The sequence below is a fragment of the Prosthecobacter sp. genome (genome assembly GCF_044227185.1).
Lineage (GTDB): Bacteria > Verrucomicrobiota > Verrucomicrobiia > Verrucomicrobiales > Verrucomicrobiaceae > Prosthecobacter.
Genome location: NZ_JBGAFO010000012.1, coordinates 15,400 through 37,592, shown reverse-complemented (window position 1 = coordinate 37,592; position 22,193 = coordinate 15,400). Strand labels below are relative to the sequence as shown.

Sequence of the window (22,193 nt, the reverse complement as noted above, 5' to 3'; positions counted from 1 at the left end):
TTTTTCGCCAACAAATCCGGAAAGCAAACCCACCGCTTCTCACTCACACGGCAGGCACCAGCAGCGTCTACAAAAAGCTCCGCCACACGCCAGCAGCACGCGCCCCAGCCCCCCTCACACCCACGGCCTCCCCAAACAACCGTCAACCACAGTCAACAACCGTAAACCACCCTGTCCTCCGTAGCAGGAACTGCGAAGGACGGACGTCAACTTCCCCCTCACCCCTCCCACACCCCCGCCGCCCGCATCACCGTCTCATGCACGCTGATGTCATGCGCCGCATCCCATGCCAGCTTCTTCTCCCCACGCACCACCGCCGCCAGATCCGTAAACTCCCCCGCATACCGATCCTTCGGCACCTCCAGTTGAAACGACTGCGCCCCCTTCTTGTAGCTCCCCCGCGCCTTCGTCAGTGACAGATTCACCTTCCCGCTCTCCATCGGCACGATCTCAAACGTCCCCTCCGTCCCCGTCACGTTAAACCTCCGGCGCGGCCCGCCAAACGGGTCCACATGGTTCACGCGTACCACCGCCGTCGCCTTCGCATACTGCAGCACCGCCATCTGGTTGTCCTTCACGCCATCATCCCGCGTCGGCGTTGAAAAAGCCGTCACCGCAGCAGGCTTCCCAAGGATCGTCGTCACCGCATCGATCATATGGCAGCCCAGCTCAAAAAGCCCTCCGCCCGGCAGCGCACCCAAAATCCCCCGCTGCTTCGCATCCCCCAGCTTCCCCATCGCCGCATCGATCTCCGTGATCTCTCCCAGCCACCCCTCGCGCACCGCCTGAAACAGCAGCACAAACGCCGGATTGTACCGCAGCATATATCCCATCTGCACCGTCAGCCCCTTCTTCTCCGCCGCCAGCCTCATCGTCTTAAACTCCTCATGGTGTAGAGCCCCAGGCTTGTCCAAATGCACATGCTTCCCCGCCTCGATGCACCGCAGCGCCGTCGCGCATGACTTCTCCATCCGCGTCTCCACCGCCACCGCTTTCAGATCCGGCGTCCCCAGCAGTTTCTCCTCCGTCAGCAACGGCACCCCCTCATACCCCTTCTCTGCTGCGACACCCACCACCTCCCAAAGGTCCGCCAAAGACCGCATCGCCGCCATCTTCCCCGCCGCATGCGCATGCTCCGTCCCGATCTGCCCAATTTTCAACCTTCCCCCGCCGCCACCAGCACCAGCAGCAAAAGCAGTCGAACCACAGGCAAGAATAAAGGCGCGTCGTTTCATCATAGTCCTTCTCAAACGCCATCACCCGTCCATTCCTCACAGCAAGATCAGTCTCACGCTACGACGCATCCGGCAGTCGCCTGCCGCAAGCCGTTCGACGGCCACGATCACACCGTGAAGAAAAAGCCGCCTCTATTCCTCCGCAATCTTCATCGCCACAATCACCGGCAGTTGCACCGGCAGCGTCACCACATCAAACGCCCCCGCCGCAATGCGCTGCCCCGGTGTCACATTCCCTCGGAAAGAGTTCTTAAATTCCAGCCCCGCGCTGGCGCAACTGCTCAGGTTCAAGCCAACGACGAGCAAAATCAAAGCGCGAACAAGTTTCGTTTTCATGGGGAACCATGCCCCACCCCCGCCCAAACCCCTCATCGATCCTCTGCATACTCCCATCGCCCCCATCACACACTCCACTGCCCACTGCCCACTGCCTACTGCCCACCGCTCACCACCTTCCCCAGCTCCTCCGCACTCACCTCCAAATCCACCACGCCCCGCTCCTCCGGCCACCACACATCCAGCGTCGTCCCGTTCACCCATTCCTCCAGCTTCAGTCCCGCGATGTCCATCTGCGCGCTCGGATGCACAAACCGAAAACCCGCCGGCCGGTTGTGGCTTCGCTGGTAGAGGCCGTCTCCTGACGAGTAGCTGGAGTTCTCCTCGCAGGCCGTGCACACTTCGCGGATCCCAGGCGAGTTCAGCACCACCAGAAAATTCTCCTCTGGAAACACACCCCCCACTCGCAGCATCTCCCAGCGGCTGGCGGGCGCCAGCATCGGATACCGGCGTCGCAGCATCGCCCAGAACCTCATCTCCTTGTCATGACTCAGAGCGTTGAGCTGAAAATCCAGCCTGCGCCCCGTGTCCAGCACCACGCGCTTCTCTCCCCGGACCGCCTCACGCAGCGGCATCGTCGCCACCCGCTTCATCTGCTGCACCGCCAGCCGCAGCCGCCACGGCACCGCCGTGTGGTTCCGCACCACCTTCTTCAGCTCCTCTGCTCGTTCCAGATCCGCATTCCCGCGCCACAGCGCTCCTGCCGGATAATGCGGCGCCAGCACACGCGTGTGCGCCATCATCATCCAGTGCTCGCGATGGCGCACCTTCCCCTCCTCGGACGTCCATGCGTAGTCAGAGAATGCCTTCTCCGGCGGCCACACGCCACCTCCTGCCGCCGGCGCAAACGCCACCACCGAGACCACGCAGTCCTCCGGCAGGCCCGTCACATAAACCCCTTTCCACAGCTCCTGAGCCGCACCCACGGGCCGTTCGCCAAAGTGCAGTCTCAGCTTCGTCTCTGCAAAGCGCTGCTCCGGTCTCGCATGCCAGTTCCAGTTTCCCAGTCCCGCCACCAGCAGCGTCACCACGCACCCCAGCACCAGCGTCACCCAGGCCCGCCGCCTCAGTGCCACCTGCCACCACGCGCCAGTCAGCGTCAGGATCAGGATGAATCGCGCCACCGCCAGCACACACACATTCTCCTCACCCCGCCACACCGTGCCCCACATCCAGGTCGTCAGTTCCAGCACCGCGATGCAAACCCCGCCCACCAGCACATTTCGCCACACCGGGCCGCTCCAGCTCGCCAGCAGCGCCGCACACACTCCCACATACGCCGCAGGCAGCGCGCTCCCCGCCGTTCCCGCCACCCACTCCACCGGCCCAAAGCCGTAGCCCCGCCACTGCGGCCAGTCACTCGCCAGCCACGGCAGCAGCAGCGCGATCTTGAAAAACACCACCTTCGCCAGCCACACCGCACCACGCCCCAGCGGCCGCACGTGCGAAGTCACCTCCGTGTTCCCCGGCGCATCCGCACGCACGCTGCGCACGATCACGATCAGCCCTAGCAGCGCCGGGAGAAATCCCGGCATCGTGATCTCCGGTTCCGTCTCCTGAAACGACTGCCAGCAGCCCATCGCCAGCGCCGCCAGCCACAGCAGCACCAGCAGCCACTGCATGCGCCATTCCAGCTTGAGCTGCTGCCACACGCGAAATGCAAAGGAGTTTGAAGTCACGGCATTCATGGTCGCTCAGGCATCAGTTTCCAGGTCATCTTCACCGCATCGTAGCGATAGTCCTTCGCGCCATGCACCCGCACATCGTGCAGAAACTGCCGCAGCGTCTTCGCATCCGGCATCCCCGTGTCCGTGGGGCCAAACATCGCCACGTAGCCCATCATGACGCTGGCGTTCCGCACCTGGTCATCCTCTTTGAATGCCAGCCCCCGCAGCACCCAGTCCAGCGCCTCCGGCATCCCCAGCGCCACCGCCGCATGCAGCGCCCTTTCATGGTCACGATCCAGGTTCACCACCGCAGGCAGTTGCTCAAACGCCTCGCGCGTCACCTTCTCGGCCTTCTCACGGTATTTGGGATCAGGCCGCTTCATCAGCCACCGCAGGTCGCCAGGATCAAACAATTTTGGGTAATCCCTCAGCACCTCATCAGCGCTCAGCGGCTGGTCATCCAGCAGCGGCCACAGCGGCTCGTCCGAGTGCCGCCGCATCGCCTCCACGTACGCGTCCAGGTCATCCGGTCTCCAGGACGCCAGCCACAGCGTTTCCGCCGTCCGCATTTTCTTCTGCCCGGGCCTGCCCGGCACCTGGGCTTCCCTTTCATACATCGCTCCGCCCGTTTTCTCATTCCGCGTCACGCCCGGCACGCCCGTCTGCAGCAGAGCCTCATGCAGCACTCCCTGCGTCAGCTCGGCGTTGTCACGCTGCAGCGCCGCGCGGAAAAGATCCGGATGCTTCATCAAAAACGGCGCCAGCAGCACGCACACCTCCTGGTCATTCCCCGGCCACTGCATGTCCCCTTCATTGTTACGCAAGATGCGGTCCTTGAACACATGCGAGGCCTCATACACCTCCGCCACATACCGTGCCATCTCCTCCCGCCCCGCATCCTCCGCCGGCCGCGCCAGTCCTCTCACCTGCTTTAAAAAAGCTTCGCGTGGATTCCCGCTCACCACGGCCGGCTTGCTCTCAGGCCACCCGTCGGTCTTCATCAGGTATTTGCCAATCGTGACGTCCTTCATCTCCAGCGCATGCCGTGAGCTTCCCAGATACTCCGGCCTCACCCACACCAGGCGCTGCTCCGCCAGATTCTCCGCCGTCACCCCCGTGCCCGGTTCCAGCACCCGTTGAAACGTCTGCTGCAGGACCAGACGGCACCACCCCAGGTTCGCCCCCCGCATCTGCTCATAGCCGGAGTGCACCGTGAACTGCCACATGAGCCGCTTCTCCTCCGCCATGATGAACGCATGCGGAAACCACGGCTGCAAATCCTGCTTCCATTCAAAGCTCCGCGCCGCCATCCGGTACACCAACGTCACACAGCCGTCCGTGCGATTTCCCCTGCCGTCCATGTTCGGCCTCACCTCCAGCAGTTCCACCTCGAAATCGGGCGAGGCAAACCTGGCTCCCGCTTTTAACGGCATTTCGCCCAGCCTCCGCACTCGCGCCCAGTCCGCCTTCAGGTCAAACTTCAGGTCCACCGCCTCATCCAGCCGGGCTGGCTGCGGCAGCCGCGTCTGCAGGTTTTGCACCTTCGGGTTCACATCCACCGTCAGCAGCCCTGGCGGTTTCGCCCCTGGCAGTACCGGTGCCGCCGGAATGTTCATGCACTGGTATCCCACACGCAGCAGCGGCCTCCACATTCTCTCGCCCTCCGGCGGCGCTGGCATCACCTCGCCGTTCTGCTTCATCGTCTTCGTCGTGGCCCCCCACTGGGGCACAAGGTCCCCGGGCATGCCCTTGAGACTCGCCAGCGCGCTGAGCTCAATGTACTTCTCCCCGCGCCATGACACCACGTCGCTCTCGTCCCCCGTTTCCTGCCCCTGGGCAAATCGTCGCTCCCGCTCGGGGATCACCACTTCACGCCCTGCCGTCAGCCTGCGGATCAGCTCCGGATCACGCGGCTCCTCAAACGAATTCGCAAACAGCGCCGACGCCGCCACAGCCTGTTGCAGCAGCATCAGCAGCATCACGGCTCCCAGCCGCGAGATCACCCCAAGCGCCCGCCGCTGGTGCCACAGCACCACCACCGGCACCAGCAGCCCCACCAGCCACGCCGCCTGCACATTGCGCCCGAACTCCATCGCCACCTGCGGTGAATCATACGCCAGGTTCAGCATTTCGAAGGTCATCCTCACCACCCGCGGGAACAGCGACTCCTTCGAAAGCACCACCAGCACGATCACCGCATACCGCTCCCAGCCCCGCAGCAGAAGCGGCAGCGGCAGCAGCCACAGAGTCATCGATCCCGCCGCCCATGCCCGTTCCGCCACCCCCAGCATCACTTCGGAAAACGGCCGCCCGTTGAGCAGCAGATACAGCGTTATCTCCAGCAGCAGCGGCGCCATCACCAGCAGCACCCACACCAGCAGCCGTCCCGCCCAGTAGTTCATCCGTCCCAGCGGCCGCGTCAGCACATGGCCCCGCCCGCCGCCGTCCTCCGGCGGCGCGCTCAGCATGAACCACCACACCACCATCCACAGCAGCAGCCGCATCAGCATCCCGCTCGAAACAAACACTCCTTCATAAGCCTTCGTCCCCAGCGGCCTCATCGGCAGCACCCACTCCATCTGCACCGCCAGGTCCAGCAGCACCACCAGCAGCAGCACACACCACCGCACCCGCAGGTAGCGGAATTCCTTTCCAAACTGGTGCAGCATCATCCTCATGGTTTCTTCACCTCCGTTTTGGGTTCCGGCTCCGCCAGCACCTCCGCCATCTGCTCAGGAGTCAGCTCGATCTCCATCGTCCCCCGTTCCTCCGCGTGCCACAGGCTCGCATTCAGCCGGTTCACCCAGTCTTCACGCGTGGTCTTTAAGATGGCCTCCTGCTCCTTCGGCTCCCACAGGCGGATCTCCAGCCCCTGGTTTTCATCGACCTGCCACAGCCGGGATTGATCATTGTAGCTGGAAAATCGCCTTGCCCGCTGCACGAGGCCTGGATCGAGCGCCTCGTTCTCCCCCAGATCCGGGTCTTCTAGCACGAAAAGGAAGTTGTCACTCAGGTCCCGGCCCCGCACATGGGCAGATCGATGCGATTCGACAGGAAGCACAGCCGCCGACAAGCGGTGCGCACGCCCATGCATCTCCCAGGCCCCCCTCAGCCACGCAAAGGCGTTGAACTCCATCCGCAATCCCGGCCGGATGAGAAAGCTGTTCTCCTGGGACCAAAACTCCCGGTAGGGCAGCGTGGCTGCACGCTTCATCTCATGCACGACAAGCCGCAGCCTCCAGCGGCGCGTGATCGCGTCCTCCCGTTTCAGCCGGAGCTGCTGCAGCACCGCTGGCAGCGGCCTGCGGCCATTGTACATCGCGTTGTTGCCAATCGTCTGCCGCCAGAGTGTCGTAGGCCGACTGTATTTGAAAAGCGCCCGCGTGTGATCCGTGTGCAGCCACGAATCACGCCCGCCTTCATCGACCGTAAGGTCGCTGTAGCTCCCCTTCGGGGGCCAGGCGCCGCTGTCATCGATGGGCGCAAACTCAAGGATGCTCGCCACTTCATCTTTTCCCAGTCCCGTGAGGCGCAACGTAGGCCACAGGCCCCGTCCCGGCGCTTTGTCCTCCTTGTCCGCTTTCCCCACCTTGATGCCGATCTTTGTCGCCTTGGCGTACTCCAGTGGCGGTGGCGTGATCCAGTCATACCGCCATGCACGGGCGATCAGTGGTGCGGCAGCCAGTGTCAGCAGCGCCAGTCCTGCAGCAAGAATCCGTCGTCTCGGCACCGTCGCGAACCACCACGCCACGAGCAGGCCGCCAAGTGCCGTCAATGCCGCCACGAAGGTGCCGCACAGACTCGCATGCTGCTGCTCCACCTCCTGGGGGATTTGTTCGCCATAGTGGTACACCTCCCCCTGCATCGCCAGCCACACACCAGCTCCCACCATCCCCAGCACCGCCAGAGCCAGCATCTGCCGCGTTGACGAGGCCAGGGCCGTGAGCGCACCCGCAAAGCCAAAAATCAGCCCCATCACCAGCATCACCGTACCTGACAGCGCGAGCCATTGCCCCACGCCCAGTCCGAAACCTCGCCAGTCGAGGCCGCAAACCACCACCGCAGGCAAAACCAGACCAAGGACGAGAAACAGCAGCTTTCCCAGCCACAGCGCGGCCTGCCCCACCGGACGCGCGAGGCTGAACGTTTCCGCGTTGGAAGGCGCATCCGCACTCACACAGCGCCACACCACGGCAGCAGCCAGCAGCAGCGATCCCACCTCGATCCCGGGCTCAAGATCCGCCAATGCCAGCGAAGAGAAGGTCGTCTTCGCCTCGTGAACGCGGTGCCAGCGCCGGGCGACAAGCCACAGCAGCCACGCAAGGATCATCCCACGCTGATGCAGCCACTCCGTGCGGCCTTGATGAAAAATGCGGATGTGAGCGGGCGCGGTGTTCATGGCTGGCGAAATTTCCAGGCTCGTTTTTCAGGCACGTATTCGAAGTCGCTGACCTTCAACCGGCGGAAAAACGGCCACTTCTCATGGTCTGGCATCTTCCGTTCCTCTTCCCAGAACTTGCCGCCGTCGGCAGTCAGCAAATGCGGACGCGGGTACCCCCCGCTGCGCGGCGGCAGATCACCGCCCAGCGCCATCCAGCGCAGGCAGAGATCGAATGCTTCCGGCGATCCAAAATTCGCGGCCAGACTCACGCTCACGGCACTTCGGTGATTGTCTGAGCCCGTCATCGGCAGCGTCTTTTCAAACTCATTCATGGCAATCCTCTCGGTCTCCGGCCGCATCATGGGAATCTTGTCCAGTTCCTCAATGATCCCGCGATAGATGTCATGCTTCGCGGCCTGCAGCAGTCGGGTCCGTGACTCATCATCACCCCAGGCGAAGAGCAGCGCTTCGCAGCCCCGTGGCAGTGGCGCCCCGCTCAGCAGCCGCGGCTTCAATCTCTTCGCCTCCTCGGCCCACCCCTTGCGCAGCACCACCTCCGCCAGCCCCGGCTGTTTGATCACCCGTTCGATCACCGCATCACGCTGATCTTCCGTCAAATAGCGGTCGAGCAGGGTCGTCGGTGGGCGGTCGCTCCATCCCGGCCACAGGCTTGAGGGCAGTTCCAGCAGCAGCGGCAGGTGCTCTTTTCCCAGAGGTTCAAAGGCCTGCGTGATCGCTGGATATGCCGCCGGGACGTAAACCGCTCCCGTCACGCCTGCGGTCGAAAAAAGTTCGTAGAGCGCACGCCGGGCCTCTTTCTCACCGCTTTCCGCTGTCAGCGGCTTGAAGGTCGCCATCCGTTCCTGAAACGCCTTCATCTGACGCCCTCCATACAGCAGTCTGGCCTCATGCCAGGAGTACCTCTCACCATAGGCGGATGGAAAATCCGCCAGACGCATCTCTGGAGACTTCCAGGTGTATGGACTGGACCCAAGAAACCGGCTGCGCAGCAGAATCAGACGCAGTTTCGCCGAATCCACTCCCGTGGCTTCGCCATCGGCATGGTTGAAAATACCATTCCATGTCAGTTCAATCTGCCTGCGAAGCCATCCCGTGTGACTGGCCCGCGTGCCGAGCTGCGTCTCCTTGGCTGGGTCGAGCCAGACGATCTGCCGCTGCGGCGAATGCAGCAGCATCGCACTGCCATTTTCCTCATTCCAATGGTCCCGCGTCTCCACTCGCAGCGTGATGGTCAGCGCACCAGGCTGCGGCCCGCCGGCGGGTGTTACACTGAGCACCTCCCACCGCGCCTCATCGCACTCAGCACGGCTTCCTGCCACCATCGGCAGTTCCAGCGCCAGATCACGCTGATACCATTCTATGTGGTAGTCAGTCGCAAGCTTCAATCGCTTCTCAGCCGCCGGATAAGGTTGATCAAAGGCGGCGAGGGCAGTTCTTCGGCCCTCCCAGGACCACATCGGAAAAATCTGTGCTGAATAAAACAGCGTCCCTTCAGGAAAGAAATCCCGCAGATTCACATCGCCGCGATGCACCTGATCCTGCGGAGAGCCGAAGCCAAACCGCGACCGAACCCTCGATGCCAATACCGCCTCGGCGCTGGATGTTCTGCCATCCTGGATGACACGGCTTCCTTCCAGCCTCATAACAGCATGAACACCTGGTTTTCCCGTCTCAGTCTCAGGTTGGGCGGAAAGTGTGTGGGTTCCAAACTCGCTTTCAAAACCTTCGAAATGAACTGTGTCCAGATCGATCTTTACTTTCAATCCCGGAGCCAGTGCCTGTACCAATGCCTCGTCCTGCGCCACAAGTTCCCCGCCGGTTGCCAACACCCAAAAGCGTGCGGCCATCAGCCCGACCAAGGCCGAGAAACAGGTCAGGCAAAGTCTCCGACGAAAACTGTATGCCTGTTGCAGATGCTTCCACGCCAGCCAGCCGCTTAGCCCGCCGAACACCATCCATCCCACCATGAGTCCAGCCCATGTTTGGTCGTAGCTCGGATAGAAACTCCACCAGGCAGCACTCGCCACATCCAGCACCTTCGAAGCTGCCGCGAGTGTCACCACGAGAAAAAACAGCGCCTTCCACACCTCCCGCCGCCGCCACAGCGCCAGCGCAGGCAGCAGCCAGGCTGAAAAACCCGCCGCAAAGCACGCCCTCTCTCCTGCGCCGCGCAGCACATCACTCCACGGCCTGCCGGACAGCGCCAGATAAAGTCCGTTCTGCACCACCACCGGCAGCACGATCAACCCCAGCCACAGCAGCAACCTCGCCTGCCAGTACGCCGCCCACGGCAGCGGTCGGGTGCCGACGAAGCTCCGGTCACTCCCCGGCCGGTCCTCCGGGCACGACAGCAGCAGCGAAAGCCCCGTCAGCAAGATCACCACCGGCACATAGCTCAGCCACCCCGGCGCCCCCTCCCCCGCCCGCATCGGCATCAGCCACTCCAGGTTCACCGCCAGGTCAAAACCCAGCAGCAGCAGAAACGCGAACCAGCGCAGCCGCAGATAGCGGAACTCTTTGAAAAAGTGATGCAGCACCAGGTTCATGGCTCATTTCCCCTCCAGTCGGTAGGCACGCGCCAGCGCCACAAAGATCTCCCGCAGGCTCATCGCCCGCACCTCATGATGCGCCGCCCCCGGCATCGCCTCACGCAGCGCCGCCGCAAACGCCTCCTCATTTCCAAACCGGCTCGCCGTAAACCTCAGCGTCCGCCCCGCCTGCTCCGCATGCAGCCAGTCACTCGGCAGCCCCACCGGCGCTCTACCATCATCTGGTAGCACCACCTCCACCGCTCGAAACCGCGCCTGCAAACTGTCGCTCGTCTCATCCAGCGCCAGCTTCCCACGATTGATGATCGCCACCCGGTCCGCCAGCCGCTGCACCTCCTCGATGTCATGCGATGACACAAACACCGTCCACCCCTCCTGCTCCGTCAGTTCCAGCAGCCCGCGGATAAACTCATCACGCACCAGCGGATCCAGCCCGCTGAAGGGCTCATCCAGTACCACCAGCTTCGGCCGGTATGCCAGACTGCTCAGCAGCGCCGCCTTCATCCGCATCCCGCGCGAGAGATCCTTCAGCTTCGTCCCCGTCGGCAGGTCAAACTGCTTCATGAGCTGCTTCTCAAACGCCATGTCCCAGTTCGGATAAAGCGGCCTGCAATAATCCAAAAACTGCCCCACCGTCATCCACAGCGGCAGCTCCATGTTCTCAGACACATAGCCGATCTGCGTGAACTGCGCCGGCCCCAGCTTCCTCGAATCCCCGCCCAGCACCGTGATCGTCCCCTTGTCCGGCCGGTGCAAACTTAAGAGACACTTGATCGTCGTGCTCTTCCCCGCGCCGTTCGGCCCCAGAAATGCCGTCACCTGTCCCTCCGGCACCTCCAGGCTCAAGCCCGCGACGGCTTCAGTTTTGCGAAATCGTTTATGCAGATCGTGGATCGTGATCATAGGCTTTTGAGATGTTTGATGACTTGTTCCAGCGTGAGATTGAGTTCCGCAGCCTCCTTCAGCAGCGCCCGGCACTCCGGCGTGATCTGCTCCAGCCGCTCCTTCAGATTCGGCTGATCCGGCACCGTCACGACCATCCCGATTCCCGGTCGTGAATTCAGCCAGCCCGCATCCTTCAGCAGCAGCACCACCTTGTGCGCCGTCGTCGGGCTGATGCGCAGCTCCTGGCTCAGCGTCCGCACACTCGGAAACGCATCCCCCGCCCGCATCTGCCCAGTCAGCAACGCCTTGCGCACAGCCCCAAGGATCTGGTCAGAGACCGGACTCCCATCCTGGAGCTGGATCGAAAAAGGCAGCATACGCGAGGTGTTCCTACTGTAACAGCACAACTGTTACACTGGCAAGAAAAATTTCATGGCTTTGTTTTTGCGTATCACGAATCGGCCAACCCGGCGCCCATTTGGAGTGCGGTTGCGAAGTGAGGAACGAACGAAGCTACCGCTTTCGCCGTGCAGGACAGCCCACGTATATCGGCTTTTCTTGCGAAGGCGGCATCTACAGCGCAACCTTCATCGAATGAGGAGGGGGAGGACTTGAATCATCCTCCATCTCTACTACCCTTCGACCATGAAAAAGCCGCTGTACCTGCTCACCCCTGCTGAAAAGGCGGAACTCATGCAGGAACTGCGGAAAGACGCCGAAGGCGAAAAATTCTTCACGGGTGTCCTCGGAAACAAAAACAGCTTTTTCATCGCCAAACCGCTCCGCCGCAAAAAGGCAGCGTCTCGAAAGTCCGCCAAAACTGCGGCCTAACACTTCGCTGCATTTAGCAGCAGTGACAGTTTAGTCGGAGGACTTCGCCTCTACTTCCCCTTCCGTCCCCCGCGTTTCGGCTTCGCATACGTCACATTCTTCCTCTGCGCCGGCAGCGCCCCCGTATCATCCGCATTCATCCCCGCCCGCTTCTTCAGCTCCCTTATCTGGTCCCTTAGCAGCGCCGCGCGCTCATACTCCAGCTTCATCGCCGCCTCCGCCATCTCCTGCTCCAGCTCACGAATCGTCTCCGTAATCGCAAAGTCACCCCCGCCCTCGCGCACCACGCTCTCTTCCACGTCACGGGCCTTGCCCAGGATTTGAAGGCTCTCCTGCACCGCACGCTGCACCGTCTGCGGCGTGATCCCATGCCGCTCATTGTGCTCCGTCTGCAACTGCCGCCGGTATCCGCTGATGCTCAGCAGCGCCTCGATGCTCTTCGTCTGCAGATCCGCAAACAGCACCACCTCCCCGTTCACATGCCGTGCCGCGCGTCCCGCCGTCTGGATCAGCGACGACTCGCTCCGCAGAAAGCCCTCCTTGTCCGCGTCCAGAATGCACACCAGGCTCACCTCCGGCAGATCCAGCCCCTCGCGCAGCAGGTTGATCCCCACCAGCACATCGCAGTCCCCCGCGCGCAGGCTGCGCAAAATCTCCACCCGCTCGATCGCATCAATGTCGCTGTGCAGATACCGCACCTTGAAGTTCAGATTGCGCAGGTAGTCCGTCAGATCCTCCGCCGTGCGCTTCGTCAGCGTCGTCACCAGCACCCGCTCCCGCTTCTCCACCCGCTGCCGGCACAGCTCGATCGTCTCATCAATCTGCCCCTTCAGCGGCTTCATCGTGATCACCGGATCCAGCAGCCCCGTCGGCCGGATCACCTGCTCCACCACCAGCGGCTTCCCCTTCGTCGTCACATCAAATTTCTCCACCGTCTCCGCACTCCCACTGATCCTCACATTCCCCGCATACGGCAGTGCGTCCGTGCTCTTCGCGATGTACCCCGCATTCCCCACCTTGCTGTTCTCAATCTCAAACCGCGCCGGCGTCGCGCTCACATACACCAGCTGCCCCACCTTCCCCATGAACTCCTCAAACCTCAGCGGCCGGTTGTCCAGCGCGCTCGGCAGGCGAAACCCATGCTCCACCAGCACCGTCTTGCGCGACTTGTCCCCCTCATACATCCCGCCGATCTGCGGAATGGTGACGTGGCTCTCGTCGATGAACATCAGCGGCGGCTCCTTGAAGAAATCCAGCAGCGTCCCCGGCGTCGCACCCGGCGCACGCCCCGTCAGGTGCCGGCTGTAGTTCTCAATCCCCTGGCAGAAGCCCATCTCCTGCATCATCTCGATGTCATACTGCGTCCGCATCTTGATCCGCTGCGCCTCCAGCAGCTTCCCCTCCTTCTCAAACCACGCCACCCGCTCCTCCATCTCCTCGCGGATTTTCACGATCGCGTTGCGCATCTTGTCCCCTGGCGTCACAAACTGCTTCGCCGGAAAAATCGTGTAGCTCGGCAGCTTCAGCGTCACCGTCCCCGTCAGCACATCCACCGCGCTGATCCGGTCGATCTCATCGCCAAAAAACTCCACCCGAATCGCCTCGTTCTCCAGATACGCCGGCACGATCTCGATCACATCTCCCCGCGCGCGAAATTTCCCACGCGTCAGTTGCACATCATTCCGCTCATACAGCATGTCCACCAGCCTCGTCAGCAGCGTCTCCCGGCTCATCTGCATCCCCACATTCAGCGGCAGCATCATCCCCTCATAGTCCTCCGGCGAACCCAAACCATAGATGCACGACACACTCGCCACGATGATCGTGTCCTGCCGCGTGATCAGCGCCCCCATGCTCGAAAGCCGCAGCCGCTCAATCTCATCATTCACCGCGCTGTCCTTCTCAATGTACGTGTCCGTCCGCGCGATGTAAGCCTCCGGCTGGTAGTAGTCGAAGTAGCTCACAAAATACTCCACCGCATTGTTCGGAAAAAAGTTCTTAAACTCCGAGTACAACTGCGCCGCCAGCGTCTTGTTATGCGAAAACACCAGCGCCGGCCTCCCCACCTCCGCGATCACATTCGCCATCGTAAAAGTCTTCCCCGATCCCGTCACCCCCATCAGCGTCTGGTGCCGGTTCCCCGCACGCACCGACTTCGTCAGCTTCGCAATCGCCTGCGCCTGGTCCCCCTGCGGTTGGTACTCCGTGTTAAGCCGAAAAACAGACATGATACATGCTACGACCACTGCTCAGCAATGCGCCGAATAATTTTGCAGCAATCCGCAGTGCATGAAAATCACCGCCGCCGCAAAGCCGAATCGCATTCGGATGAGCCCGTGCATCGGGGAGCATCTCCTGTCGCATCTTATGCAGCGCTTTGCGTGCTGAGGCTGCGCTGCTTGTTGTAGCGCGGTATTCCGATACCGCGTCGGCACCGAATGGGTATCAAAATACCGATCGACATCCGGCTCCGCCACTTCTGCACTCCATGTCCGGATATGAGCTTTACGATCGACTATAAAACCTCCCTGGGATCGTTTTCAATCTCGCCTCAGCCCTGAAGGGGCTGCGGAATGCAGCCCAGGGGTGCCGAGCCTCGGCGAGGCTCCCCTGGGTTATCCGCATGCAAATCGGAAAGCAAAGCCAGCGCTTCGCCGCATCTGCAGGTCACCAGAAGCGTCTGCAAAACGCTCCGCCACACGCCTGCGCGCAACTGTATCGACGCCCCCCGATGAGCCTTTGACCACTAGGACATCCCGGAGCCAATCTCGCTCGGCACCGGCAGATCCGCCGGATCCACCTCCTCCGTCACCGCAGCGGCAGGGGCCTTCGCGCCATAGCGCTGCTTGTACTCTTTCCACGAGATCAGCTTGCGGTCGCTTTCGTCAAACACCCGCAGATTGATGCACTTCAGGCTCTCCCAGAACGTCAGCGGCTTGATGCTGTAAAACATCGGGTGCGAGTTGTGGCACGCTTCCAGGTTGTAGTTCGGAATGCGCGAGCTCAGGTGATGCACATGGTGGAAGCCGATGTTCCCCGTGAACCATTGGAAGATCTTCGGCAGCTTGTAGAAGGAGCTCCCCTCCAGCGCCGCCGTCGTGTAGTCCCACTCCTCGCGGTGCTCCCAGTACACATCCTCATACTGGTGCTGCACATAGAACATCCAGATTCCGGCGATGCCGGCAAACATCGTCACCGGGATCTGCATCAGCACGTAGTTCTTGAAGCCAAACACAAAGCTCAGCCCCACAATCATGAGCACCAGCGCCACGTTCATCACCATCACGGACTTGCGGTCCTTGCCCTTCGCCCGCGGCGAGGGGAAGCGCTGGTGGATCAAAAACAGCGCCAGCGGCCCCACCACAAACAGCGTGATCGGGTTGCGGATCAGCCGGTAAAACCGCTGCCACCTCGGGCTCGCCGCCTGGTACTCCTTCACCGTCATCGTCCAGATGTCCCCGTCGCCCCGGCGGCTCAGGTCACCCGAGGTCTGGTGGTGCACCGAGTGCTGCCAGGTCCAGTGCAGATACGGCGTGAAGGTCAGCATCCCGCTGATGAAGCCCAGGATGCTGTTCGCCCGCTTCGACTTGAAAAATGACCCATGCCCGCAGTCATGGAAAAAGATGAAAATGCGCACCAGCAGCAGCCCCGTCACCGCCGCGATCGCCAGCGTCAGCCAGTAGGACACGGAGAGGCTCCAGTACATCGCATACCACAGCAGCGCGTAGGGAATGAAGGTGTTGACGATCTGCCAGGTGGCACGTGGTATGGAAGGAACCTGGAAAGGGGCCACAATTTTTTTCCATTCGGAAATCGTGGCCTGGGGCTTGGATGATGTCATCTCAGGGGCGCTGGGGATGTTGGGTTGGTGGAAGCCCATATATAACATCATTCCAAAATTAGTCCCGCGCAGAATTCGTTAAAAAATTCTCATTTTTGCTACTGACTCTGAAAGAACGTCCTCCGCACTCCCCGCAAAAGGACGTCCGGCAGCCGGTTTCACCCATTTTCTCGCCGGCGCCCGGTGTTTTTTCTTTGCCAAGCAAATGGTCGCCTTTTTTCAGAAATCTGCTAAGCAAGCCCGCCCCTTCGTTTCTAATGAACTCCCGTTTCATCGCCAACTTGCTCCCCATATCTTTGGCAAAAGAGACGGTGATCGGCCGCTCCAGCGACTGCGACATCAAGCTCGACGACCCCCAGGTTTCCCGCAGACACTTGCGCATCGTCTTTCGCGACGGCCGCTTTGTGGCGGAAGATTTGCAGAGCTCCACGGGGTCTCGCGTGAACGGCCGCCTCTTCGTCACCCGCGAGCTCGTCTATGGCGACCGGCTAGCCCTCGGCGCCCACGAGTTTCGTTTCGACTCACAGGCTTTGATTCCCGTCCTCGGAGCGGCTGGCGCCGAGCTCTCCGGCAGCCATTTGCAGATGCGCGCCGGCCGCCGTCTGATCCTCAATGACGTCTCTGTCCACGTGAGGCCCGGGGAGTTTGTCGGCCTGCTCGGACCCAGCGGTTCCGGCAAAACCACCTTGCTGGAGACCCTTGGCGGCGTCCGTCAGGCCACCGCGGGCGCCGTCACCTTTGACCGGATGACCGCGCAAAAATACATCCGCGAAAAACGGGCCCAGTGCGGCTTCGTGCCGCAGGACGACATTGTCCATGGCGAGCTGCGCGTCAAAGACGCCCTCCGCTTCAGCGCACGGCTGCGCCTGCCCGCCCACGTCTCAGATCTGATGATTGACGACGCCGTCCAGCGGACACTCGAAGCGCTCGCTTTGGATGAGCGCGAAAACGTCGTCGTGAGCCGCCTCTCCGGCGGACAGCGAAAGCGCGTCAGCATCGCCTCCGAGGTCATCTCCCGTCCTTCGCTTCTCTTTCTCGATGAGCCATCCTCTGGCCTCGACCCCGCCACTGAGTCAAAGCTCATGGAGCAGCTCCGCAGCCTGGCCAGCCTCGGCTGCACCGTCCTCTGCACCACCCATGTGATGGAGAACGTGCATCTCTTCGACCGCCTGCTGGTCATCTACGCAGGAAGGCTCGTCTTTGATGGACGCCCCGAAGACGCGAAAAAACATTTCCAGATCAGCAAGATGACCCAGCTCTACGAGCGGCTGGCCACGCGCAGTGTCGATGAGTGGCTGGCCCTGGCCCCTTCACATGCCAATGCCGCTCCGCCGCCCGCTGAGGGCGGCGCCCTGGAGACTGGCGGCCCGCCGGATGCCAAACCCCGCATGCTTCGCATCCTCCTGGAGCGCCAGCTCGCCCTCCTGCTCGCCGACTGGAAGACGCCGCTGGTCCTGCTCGGGCAGCCCCTCGTCATCGGTGTTTTGACGGCCTGGATGGCCGACACCGACGGCCTGCGCTTGTTTCTCGCCTACCTCGCCACCTTCTGGTTTGGCTGTGGCAATGCGGCGCAGGAGATCGTGCGCGAAACCGCCGTTTACCGCAGGGAGCGGATCGTCGGCATGGGCCGCGCCAGCTATCTCGGCGCCAAGTTTTTGTTCTGGTGCTCGGTCACGCTGCTGCAGGCCCTGCTCCTCTTCGCCTGCCTGAAGATTTCCGGGGAAGTCCACGGTCATGTGGGGTGGCAGGCATTGAGCCTCGCGGTCACGGCGCTCAGCGCCACCGGCATCGGCTTCGCCCTCTCCTCCTGGGTGCGCACCACCACCCAGGCGGTCATGCTCGTCCCGCTCATCCTCCTGCCGCAGATCATCTTCTCCGGCTTCGTCATGGAGTCGATGAACGAGCACGGCATGAAGCGCACCGTCAGCGCCTGCATGCCCAGCCACGCCTCCCAGATGATCATGGACACCAGCCTCGTCTGGCGGCGGCAGTTTTCCAGCGACCTTTTGCGCCAGCAGCCCGTGGCCTGCCGAAACCTCGAACTCCCCGCAAAGCTCGCTCTAGGAGCTGCGTATAAGAACTCCTCTCCGGCCTGGAAGGCGGTTCAAGTGCATGCCGTTTGGATGCTTGCCATGTGGTCCCTCGCGTGGCTAGGTTGCTGGCGCAAGGAAAAAGCCTGAAATCCCCCTCATGCAAACGCCGGACAAACTGGAACACTTCGAAGTCTTGCGCCATCCGGACGGCACCGCCTGGGAGCTGGGACGCGGAGCCATGGGCGTCACCTACAAGGCGCGCGATACCCGCCTCCACTGCGATGTCGCCGTCAAGGTCATCCACCCTCTCCTCAATGCCAGCACGGAGGCCCACGACCGTTTTCTTCGCGAAGCACGTGCCGCCGCGGCCCTGCGCCACCCCAACATCGCCGCTGCTCAGCACTTGGGCCAGATCCCGGACGGCAGCTGGTTCTATGTCATGGAATACTGCGAGGGCATGACCCTGCAGGAGGCGGTGGCCGCCGCCGGCGTGTTCACCCCCGTCAGGGCCGTCGAAATGGCTTCCCAAATCGCCCGTGCGCTCCTGGCTGCGGAGGCCAGGGGCATCGTCCATCGCGACCTCAAGCCTTCCAATCTCATCCTCGGCGAGCGCCCCGGCGAAGGCCTCGTCGTTAAAGTCATCGATTTTGGCCTGGCGCGCGCCCTCGACGATGCAGGCGGGCTCAACTCCGCCTCCCTCACCACCCAGGGCACCGGCTTCCTCGGCACCGTGCAGTTCGCCAGCCCGGAGCAGTTGGAGGAGCGTGTCGTCGATATCCGCTCCGACTTCTACTCCCTCGGCGCCTGCCTTTGGTACGCGCTCACAGGCCAGCCGGTGTTTCGCGGCCCCCTCGCACGCGTGATGGCTCAGACATTGAGCGCCGAACCAGACTGGACCCTCCTGGGAAACGTTCCCGCCCCTGTCCTGGCGCTCTTGAAACTTTTGCTGGCCAAGGATCCCGCCTCACGTCCGCACAACGGGGAGGCCCTCCTCTCTCAATGCTCCCTCTGTCTGAAGGCCATCTCCGCCGATGCTCCCCCGCCACCTTCTCCGAAAGCGGTGGCCCCTCCTCCTTCCGCCGACCTCCCCATCCCTGCTGGCAACAGCCTGTATGAAGGAGAGACCCTCCTCGAGCGCTACCGTGTGCAGAAAGAACCCTCCAGGCATCTGCTCGGCACGGATGCGATTCTGATGGACATCGAGGAGCCAGACGAGCCTCTTCTGCGCGGGCTGTTCATCGACGCCACCGTGCTCGCCGCCCCTCCCGTGCTCAAGCGGCTGCAGACCCTCGTCACCGGACTGCATGAACATCCGCACGACTCCCTCTCCTCCATCGTGACCTGGGCGGAGTTCGGCGCGGACTGGCTCATCGTCATGGAGCGCCATGAAGGCTGCAAGCTCCTGGACGTCTTGAAAGCACGCTCCGCCCTGCCCCTGAAAGAGGCGCTGGACTGGCTCATGCCCGTGGCGTTGGGCATGGATCACGCGCTGCAAAACGGCCTCGGCCTCCTCGAAGCCGGTCTCGGCAGCATCACCATTCATTTGGAGGACGCTCCCAAAGAAGACCTCCGTCACTATCTCCAGCGGCCCATGGCCCAGTGGCCGCGGCATCGTGTCGTCATTGATGCCTTTGCCTGGGAGCAGAACTCAGCAGGCCTGGGCACTCCCTCCACCATGCCCACCGTCGCTACCCGGCAGGTCACGGCAAAGAAGGGTGGGGCGGATGCTCCTGCCACCCCGGCCTCCATGATTGCCGCATTGCTCATGGAGCTTGTGGGCGGCACTCCTCCACAGGGTGGTCACTACACCCCTCTGCCACGGCTTTCCGAGGAGGCCAATGCCCTGCTGCGTCTGGCATGGCTCTCCGGTGGCACCGAACCAGGCGCGGCCAAACTCATCCGCCAGCTCAAACAGGGCGTGGCCATGGAGGATGATTTTTCTAGCTCCGAAAAAGCCCCCAAGCCCCTGAAGGCCGTTGCCAGGAAGCAGCCCGAACACGCCCCTTCGGCCCAGCCTCCCCCCTCCAAACCTCCCTCGCCCGCGGCCGCCAAGAGAATCCTTCTCTGGGTGCCGCACACCCTGGCTGGAGTCTCCGTGGTGGCGGCCTGCGTTTTGTTTTTCTCCAATGGCAGCTCAAAAAAGAGCGTGCCCCTCGCCATCTTCCCCGCGGAGAGCACCCCGGCCCCGGCCCCGTCTCCGCAGCCCGCGCCGAGGCCCAGCGCGCCGCCTCCCGTCTCCACCCCGCCGCCTCCGCCCCAGGCCTCCGCCAGACCAGAGCAGGCGGCCGCCCCCGCGGCACAGCCAGCCGCCACCCCCAGTCCTCCCGCCCCCTCGGCCATCGCCCAGGCCGCCAAGGAGCCGCCACCTGCGGAGACCCCGCCCGCACCGGAGCCAGCCGCCAAGCCTGGCGACGATGTGCCTCCTTACGCTCGCGGAATTTCCAGCACGGACATCGACCGCTCCATGCCCGCTGCGGAAACCGCTGCCAAAACCCCTTCGCCCGCCGCGCTTCAGGAGCGCCAGGTCGTCATCGGTGGCGGCGCTCCATCCGTCGCTGACACCGCCGCCCCCGCCGCCCCCGCCGCTCCGCTCTCCAAACGCGGACGCGAAGTGGCCGAGTTCGTGGTGATGATGCAGGAACTGGAGAACGCCCAGGAGCTCGACATCATCATGAGCCACTACGCAGACGCCGTCGAATACTACGACAAAGGCTTCCTCACACGCGATCTGGTTCGCGCGGACAAATCGTCCTACTTTGCCCGCTGGCCCCGCACGCAGGCCACCGTCAAAAACCTGCAGGTGCGCGCCATCTCCGGAGACGAGTCCTTCGAAGCCAGCTACACCTCCGATTTCCTCGTCTTCAATGCGCAGGGCGGCTGGGTGCGCGGCATGTCGGTTCAGAAAATCATCGTCTCCTTCAGCGAAAACGCACCTCTCGTAACCAAGGAGAGCGGCGAGTTGCTCACCCGCGTCACGGGCAAGGCCGGTGAAAACCCGCCCGCCACGCTCAGTCATGTGCCGGCCACAAAAGCCCCCGGCACAGCTCCCAAGAAAAACAGCACTCCCTCAGGCAGCGGCAGCAGCTTCCGCGACGCCGCACGCCGCTTTGACAATCTTTAACCCACTCCATGAAACCACACCGCATCCTCCCCTGCCTCCTCGCTGTCTGGGCTGTTTTAAACCTCGCCTCATGCGTCGTCCCCGACCCGGCTTATGCCCATGAGGCGGCCGCCGTCAGGAACGTCGAATACCCCTCCGGCAAGATCGTCGGCAGGTGGTTTTACATGATGTACATGCCCATCGCCACCACCACGCAAAACATGGAGGACAAGCACTCCTACGACCTCCGTTCCAATGGTTCGGGAACCCATCGCCAGTTCACCAAAAACATGGTCAACGGCCACTACATTGAACTCGAGGGCCCCGTCACCTGGTCCTATCTCGGCAACAACCGCTGGCAGATCAATCATTGCCGGGCCATGCAGTACCGTGTCGTCCGCAAAAACGGCATGAGCATCTCGCACGACCGGGCCATTCCGCCTGCCATCGTCCGCTACGCCAACGGCAAGCTCTTTGAGCCAAGGGGCATGCACATCTGGGTGCCCTTCTCCGCATCCGCAGTGGAAGGCCAGATCAGCCGCATGCGCGCCAGCCGGGCGGCCAATCAGATCTACCTCAACACCGGCCCCACCAGTTAAGTGACACCATCAACAGTTGAAAACGAGTCTTCGTCCTCGCCGCACAGGATCGGCGGGGAGCCGGAGCTGGATGATAGAGCCATCCGCAGTGAGTATAGACACCCCCGGCCGCGCCAGAGCGCCAGCAAAGTGGTCCGCTCAGTCCCCTGAGCGGAACGAGCGAGCATGTGGCGAACAAGCCAGGAAAAAAGAAGTTCGGACTCATGGCAGCGCAAGAGCACCAGCCAAAGTAGCCCGCTCAGTCCCCTGAGCGGAACGAGCGAACATGTGGCGAACAAGCCAGGAAAAAAGAAGTTCGGACCCATAGCAGCGCGAGAGCGCCAGCAAAGTGGTCCGCTCAGTCCTCTGAGCGGAACGAGCGAGCATGTGGCGAACAAGCCAGGAAAAAAGAAGTTCGGACTCATGGCAGCGCGAGAGCGCCAGCCAACTGCCCCGCTCAGTCCTCTGAGCGGACCGAGCGAACATGTGGCGAACAAGCCAGGAAAAAAGAAGTTCGGACTGTAAGTGTCAGGGGTAGGCATGCGCCGGCTTTGCCGCCTGCGTTCCCCTCACAGCCTTCCGCATCACAGCGAAGGGTTGCCGAGCCTCGGCGAGGCTACCCTGGTACAGCGGCATTTGTCTGGGAAGCAAACCCACCGCATTCTTCGTCCACCGCGCACTCCAGCCGCGTTTTCCCGCCATTCCGCCACAACGAGCACCGCATTGACCGCCGCTC

The 22,193-nt window shown here is 62.5% G+C and carries 14 protein-coding genes; 4 read left to right on the top strand and 10 right to left on the bottom strand.

Annotated elements, in window-relative coordinates:
- Positions 1–218 precede the first annotated feature (218 nt).
- The 8 genes from ACILSQ_RS24480 to ACILSQ_RS24445 all read right to left on the bottom strand — a co-directional run bounded on the left by ACILSQ_RS24480 (position 219) and on the right by ACILSQ_RS24445 (position 11,451).
- Positions 219–1,238, bottom strand: coding sequence for a Gfo/Idh/MocA family protein (locus ACILSQ_RS24480; RefSeq protein WP_395746307.1), 1,020 nt, complete (start codon positions 1,236–1,238; stop codon positions 219–221).
- Between the two features lie 129 nt (positions 1,239–1,367).
- Positions 1,368–1,571: a hypothetical protein gene (locus ACILSQ_RS24475; RefSeq protein ID WP_395746306.1), complete on the bottom strand. Its 204-nt coding sequence runs from the start codon at positions 1,569–1,571 to the stop codon at positions 1,368–1,370.
- Positions 1,572–1,666: 95 nt separating this feature from the next.
- A complete protein-coding gene (locus ACILSQ_RS24470; protein WP_395746305.1) occupies positions 1,667–3,259 on the bottom strand; it encodes a hypothetical protein in 1,593 nt (530 codons plus the stop codon).
- Positions 3,256–5,910, bottom strand: a complete 2,655-nt coding sequence (locus ACILSQ_RS24465) for a hypothetical protein (RefSeq protein ID WP_395746304.1) — start codon at positions 5,908–5,910, stop codon at positions 3,256–3,258. Before ACILSQ_RS24465 ends, ACILSQ_RS24470 begins: the two co-directional genes overlap by 4 nt.
- A 2-nt stretch (positions 5,911–5,912) precedes the next feature.
- Positions 5,913–7,637: a hypothetical protein gene (locus ACILSQ_RS24460; protein WP_395746303.1), complete on the bottom strand. Its 1,725-nt coding sequence runs from the start codon at positions 7,635–7,637 to the stop codon at positions 5,913–5,915.
- Positions 7,634–10,186, bottom strand: a complete 2,553-nt coding sequence (locus ACILSQ_RS24455; RefSeq protein ID WP_395746302.1) for a hypothetical protein — start codon at positions 10,184–10,186, stop codon at positions 7,634–7,636. The genes ACILSQ_RS24460 and ACILSQ_RS24455 overlap by 4 nt, the downstream gene beginning before the upstream one ends.
- A 3-nt stretch (positions 10,187–10,189) precedes the next feature.
- Positions 10,190–11,092, bottom strand: a complete 903-nt coding sequence (locus ACILSQ_RS24450; RefSeq protein ID WP_395746301.1) for an ABC transporter ATP-binding protein — start codon at positions 11,090–11,092, stop codon at positions 10,190–10,192.
- The gene (locus ACILSQ_RS24445) at positions 11,089–11,451 is read right to left on the bottom strand and encodes a GntR family transcriptional regulator (RefSeq protein WP_395746300.1); all 363 of its coding nucleotides are present in this window, start codon (positions 11,449–11,451) and stop codon (positions 11,089–11,091) included. The genes ACILSQ_RS24450 and ACILSQ_RS24445 overlap by 4 nt, the downstream gene beginning before the upstream one ends.
- 268 nt (positions 11,452–11,719) lie before the next feature.
- On the opposite strand from ACILSQ_RS24445, the gene ACILSQ_RS24440 reads away from it, so the two are divergent.
- A complete protein-coding gene (locus tag ACILSQ_RS24440) occupies positions 11,720–11,905 on the top strand; it encodes a hypothetical protein (protein ID WP_395746299.1) in 186 nt (61 codons plus the stop codon).
- Positions 11,906–11,955: 50 nt separating this feature from the next.
- Here the strand turns inward: ACILSQ_RS24440 and uvrB are convergent, their stop codons facing one another.
- Together uvrB and ACILSQ_RS24430 are read right to left on the bottom strand one after the other, a co-directional pair.
- Entirely contained in the window at positions 11,956–14,133 is a 2,178-nt protein-coding gene (uvrB, locus tag ACILSQ_RS24435) for an excinuclease ABC subunit UvrB (RefSeq protein ID WP_395746298.1), read from the bottom strand.
- A gap of 518 nt (positions 14,134–14,651) precedes the next feature.
- Positions 14,652–15,746 carry a fatty acid desaturase gene (locus ACILSQ_RS24430; protein WP_395746297.1) on the bottom strand — a complete coding sequence of 365 codons (1,095 nt, stop codon included), beginning with the start codon at positions 15,744–15,746 and terminating at the stop codon, positions 14,652–14,654.
- 257 nt (positions 15,747–16,003) lie between these two features.
- Between ACILSQ_RS24430 and ACILSQ_RS24425 the strand changes: the two genes are divergently transcribed.
- The 3 genes from ACILSQ_RS24425 to ACILSQ_RS24415 are packed head-to-tail and all read left to right on the top strand — an operon-like array spanning position 16,004 to position 21,478.
- A complete protein-coding gene (locus ACILSQ_RS24425; RefSeq protein ID WP_395746296.1) occupies positions 16,004–17,926 on the top strand; it encodes an ATP-binding cassette domain-containing protein in 1,923 nt (640 codons plus the stop codon).
- A 10-nt stretch (positions 17,927–17,936) separates the two neighbouring features.
- Entirely contained in the window at positions 17,937–20,900 is a 2,964-nt protein-coding gene (locus ACILSQ_RS24420; protein ID WP_395746295.1) for a protein kinase domain-containing protein, read from the top strand.
- 8 nt (positions 20,901–20,908) lie between these two features.
- A complete protein-coding gene (locus tag ACILSQ_RS24415; protein WP_395746294.1) occupies positions 20,909–21,478 on the top strand; it encodes a hypothetical protein in 570 nt (189 codons plus the stop codon).
- The last annotated feature ends 715 nt before the right edge of the window (positions 21,479–22,193 follow it).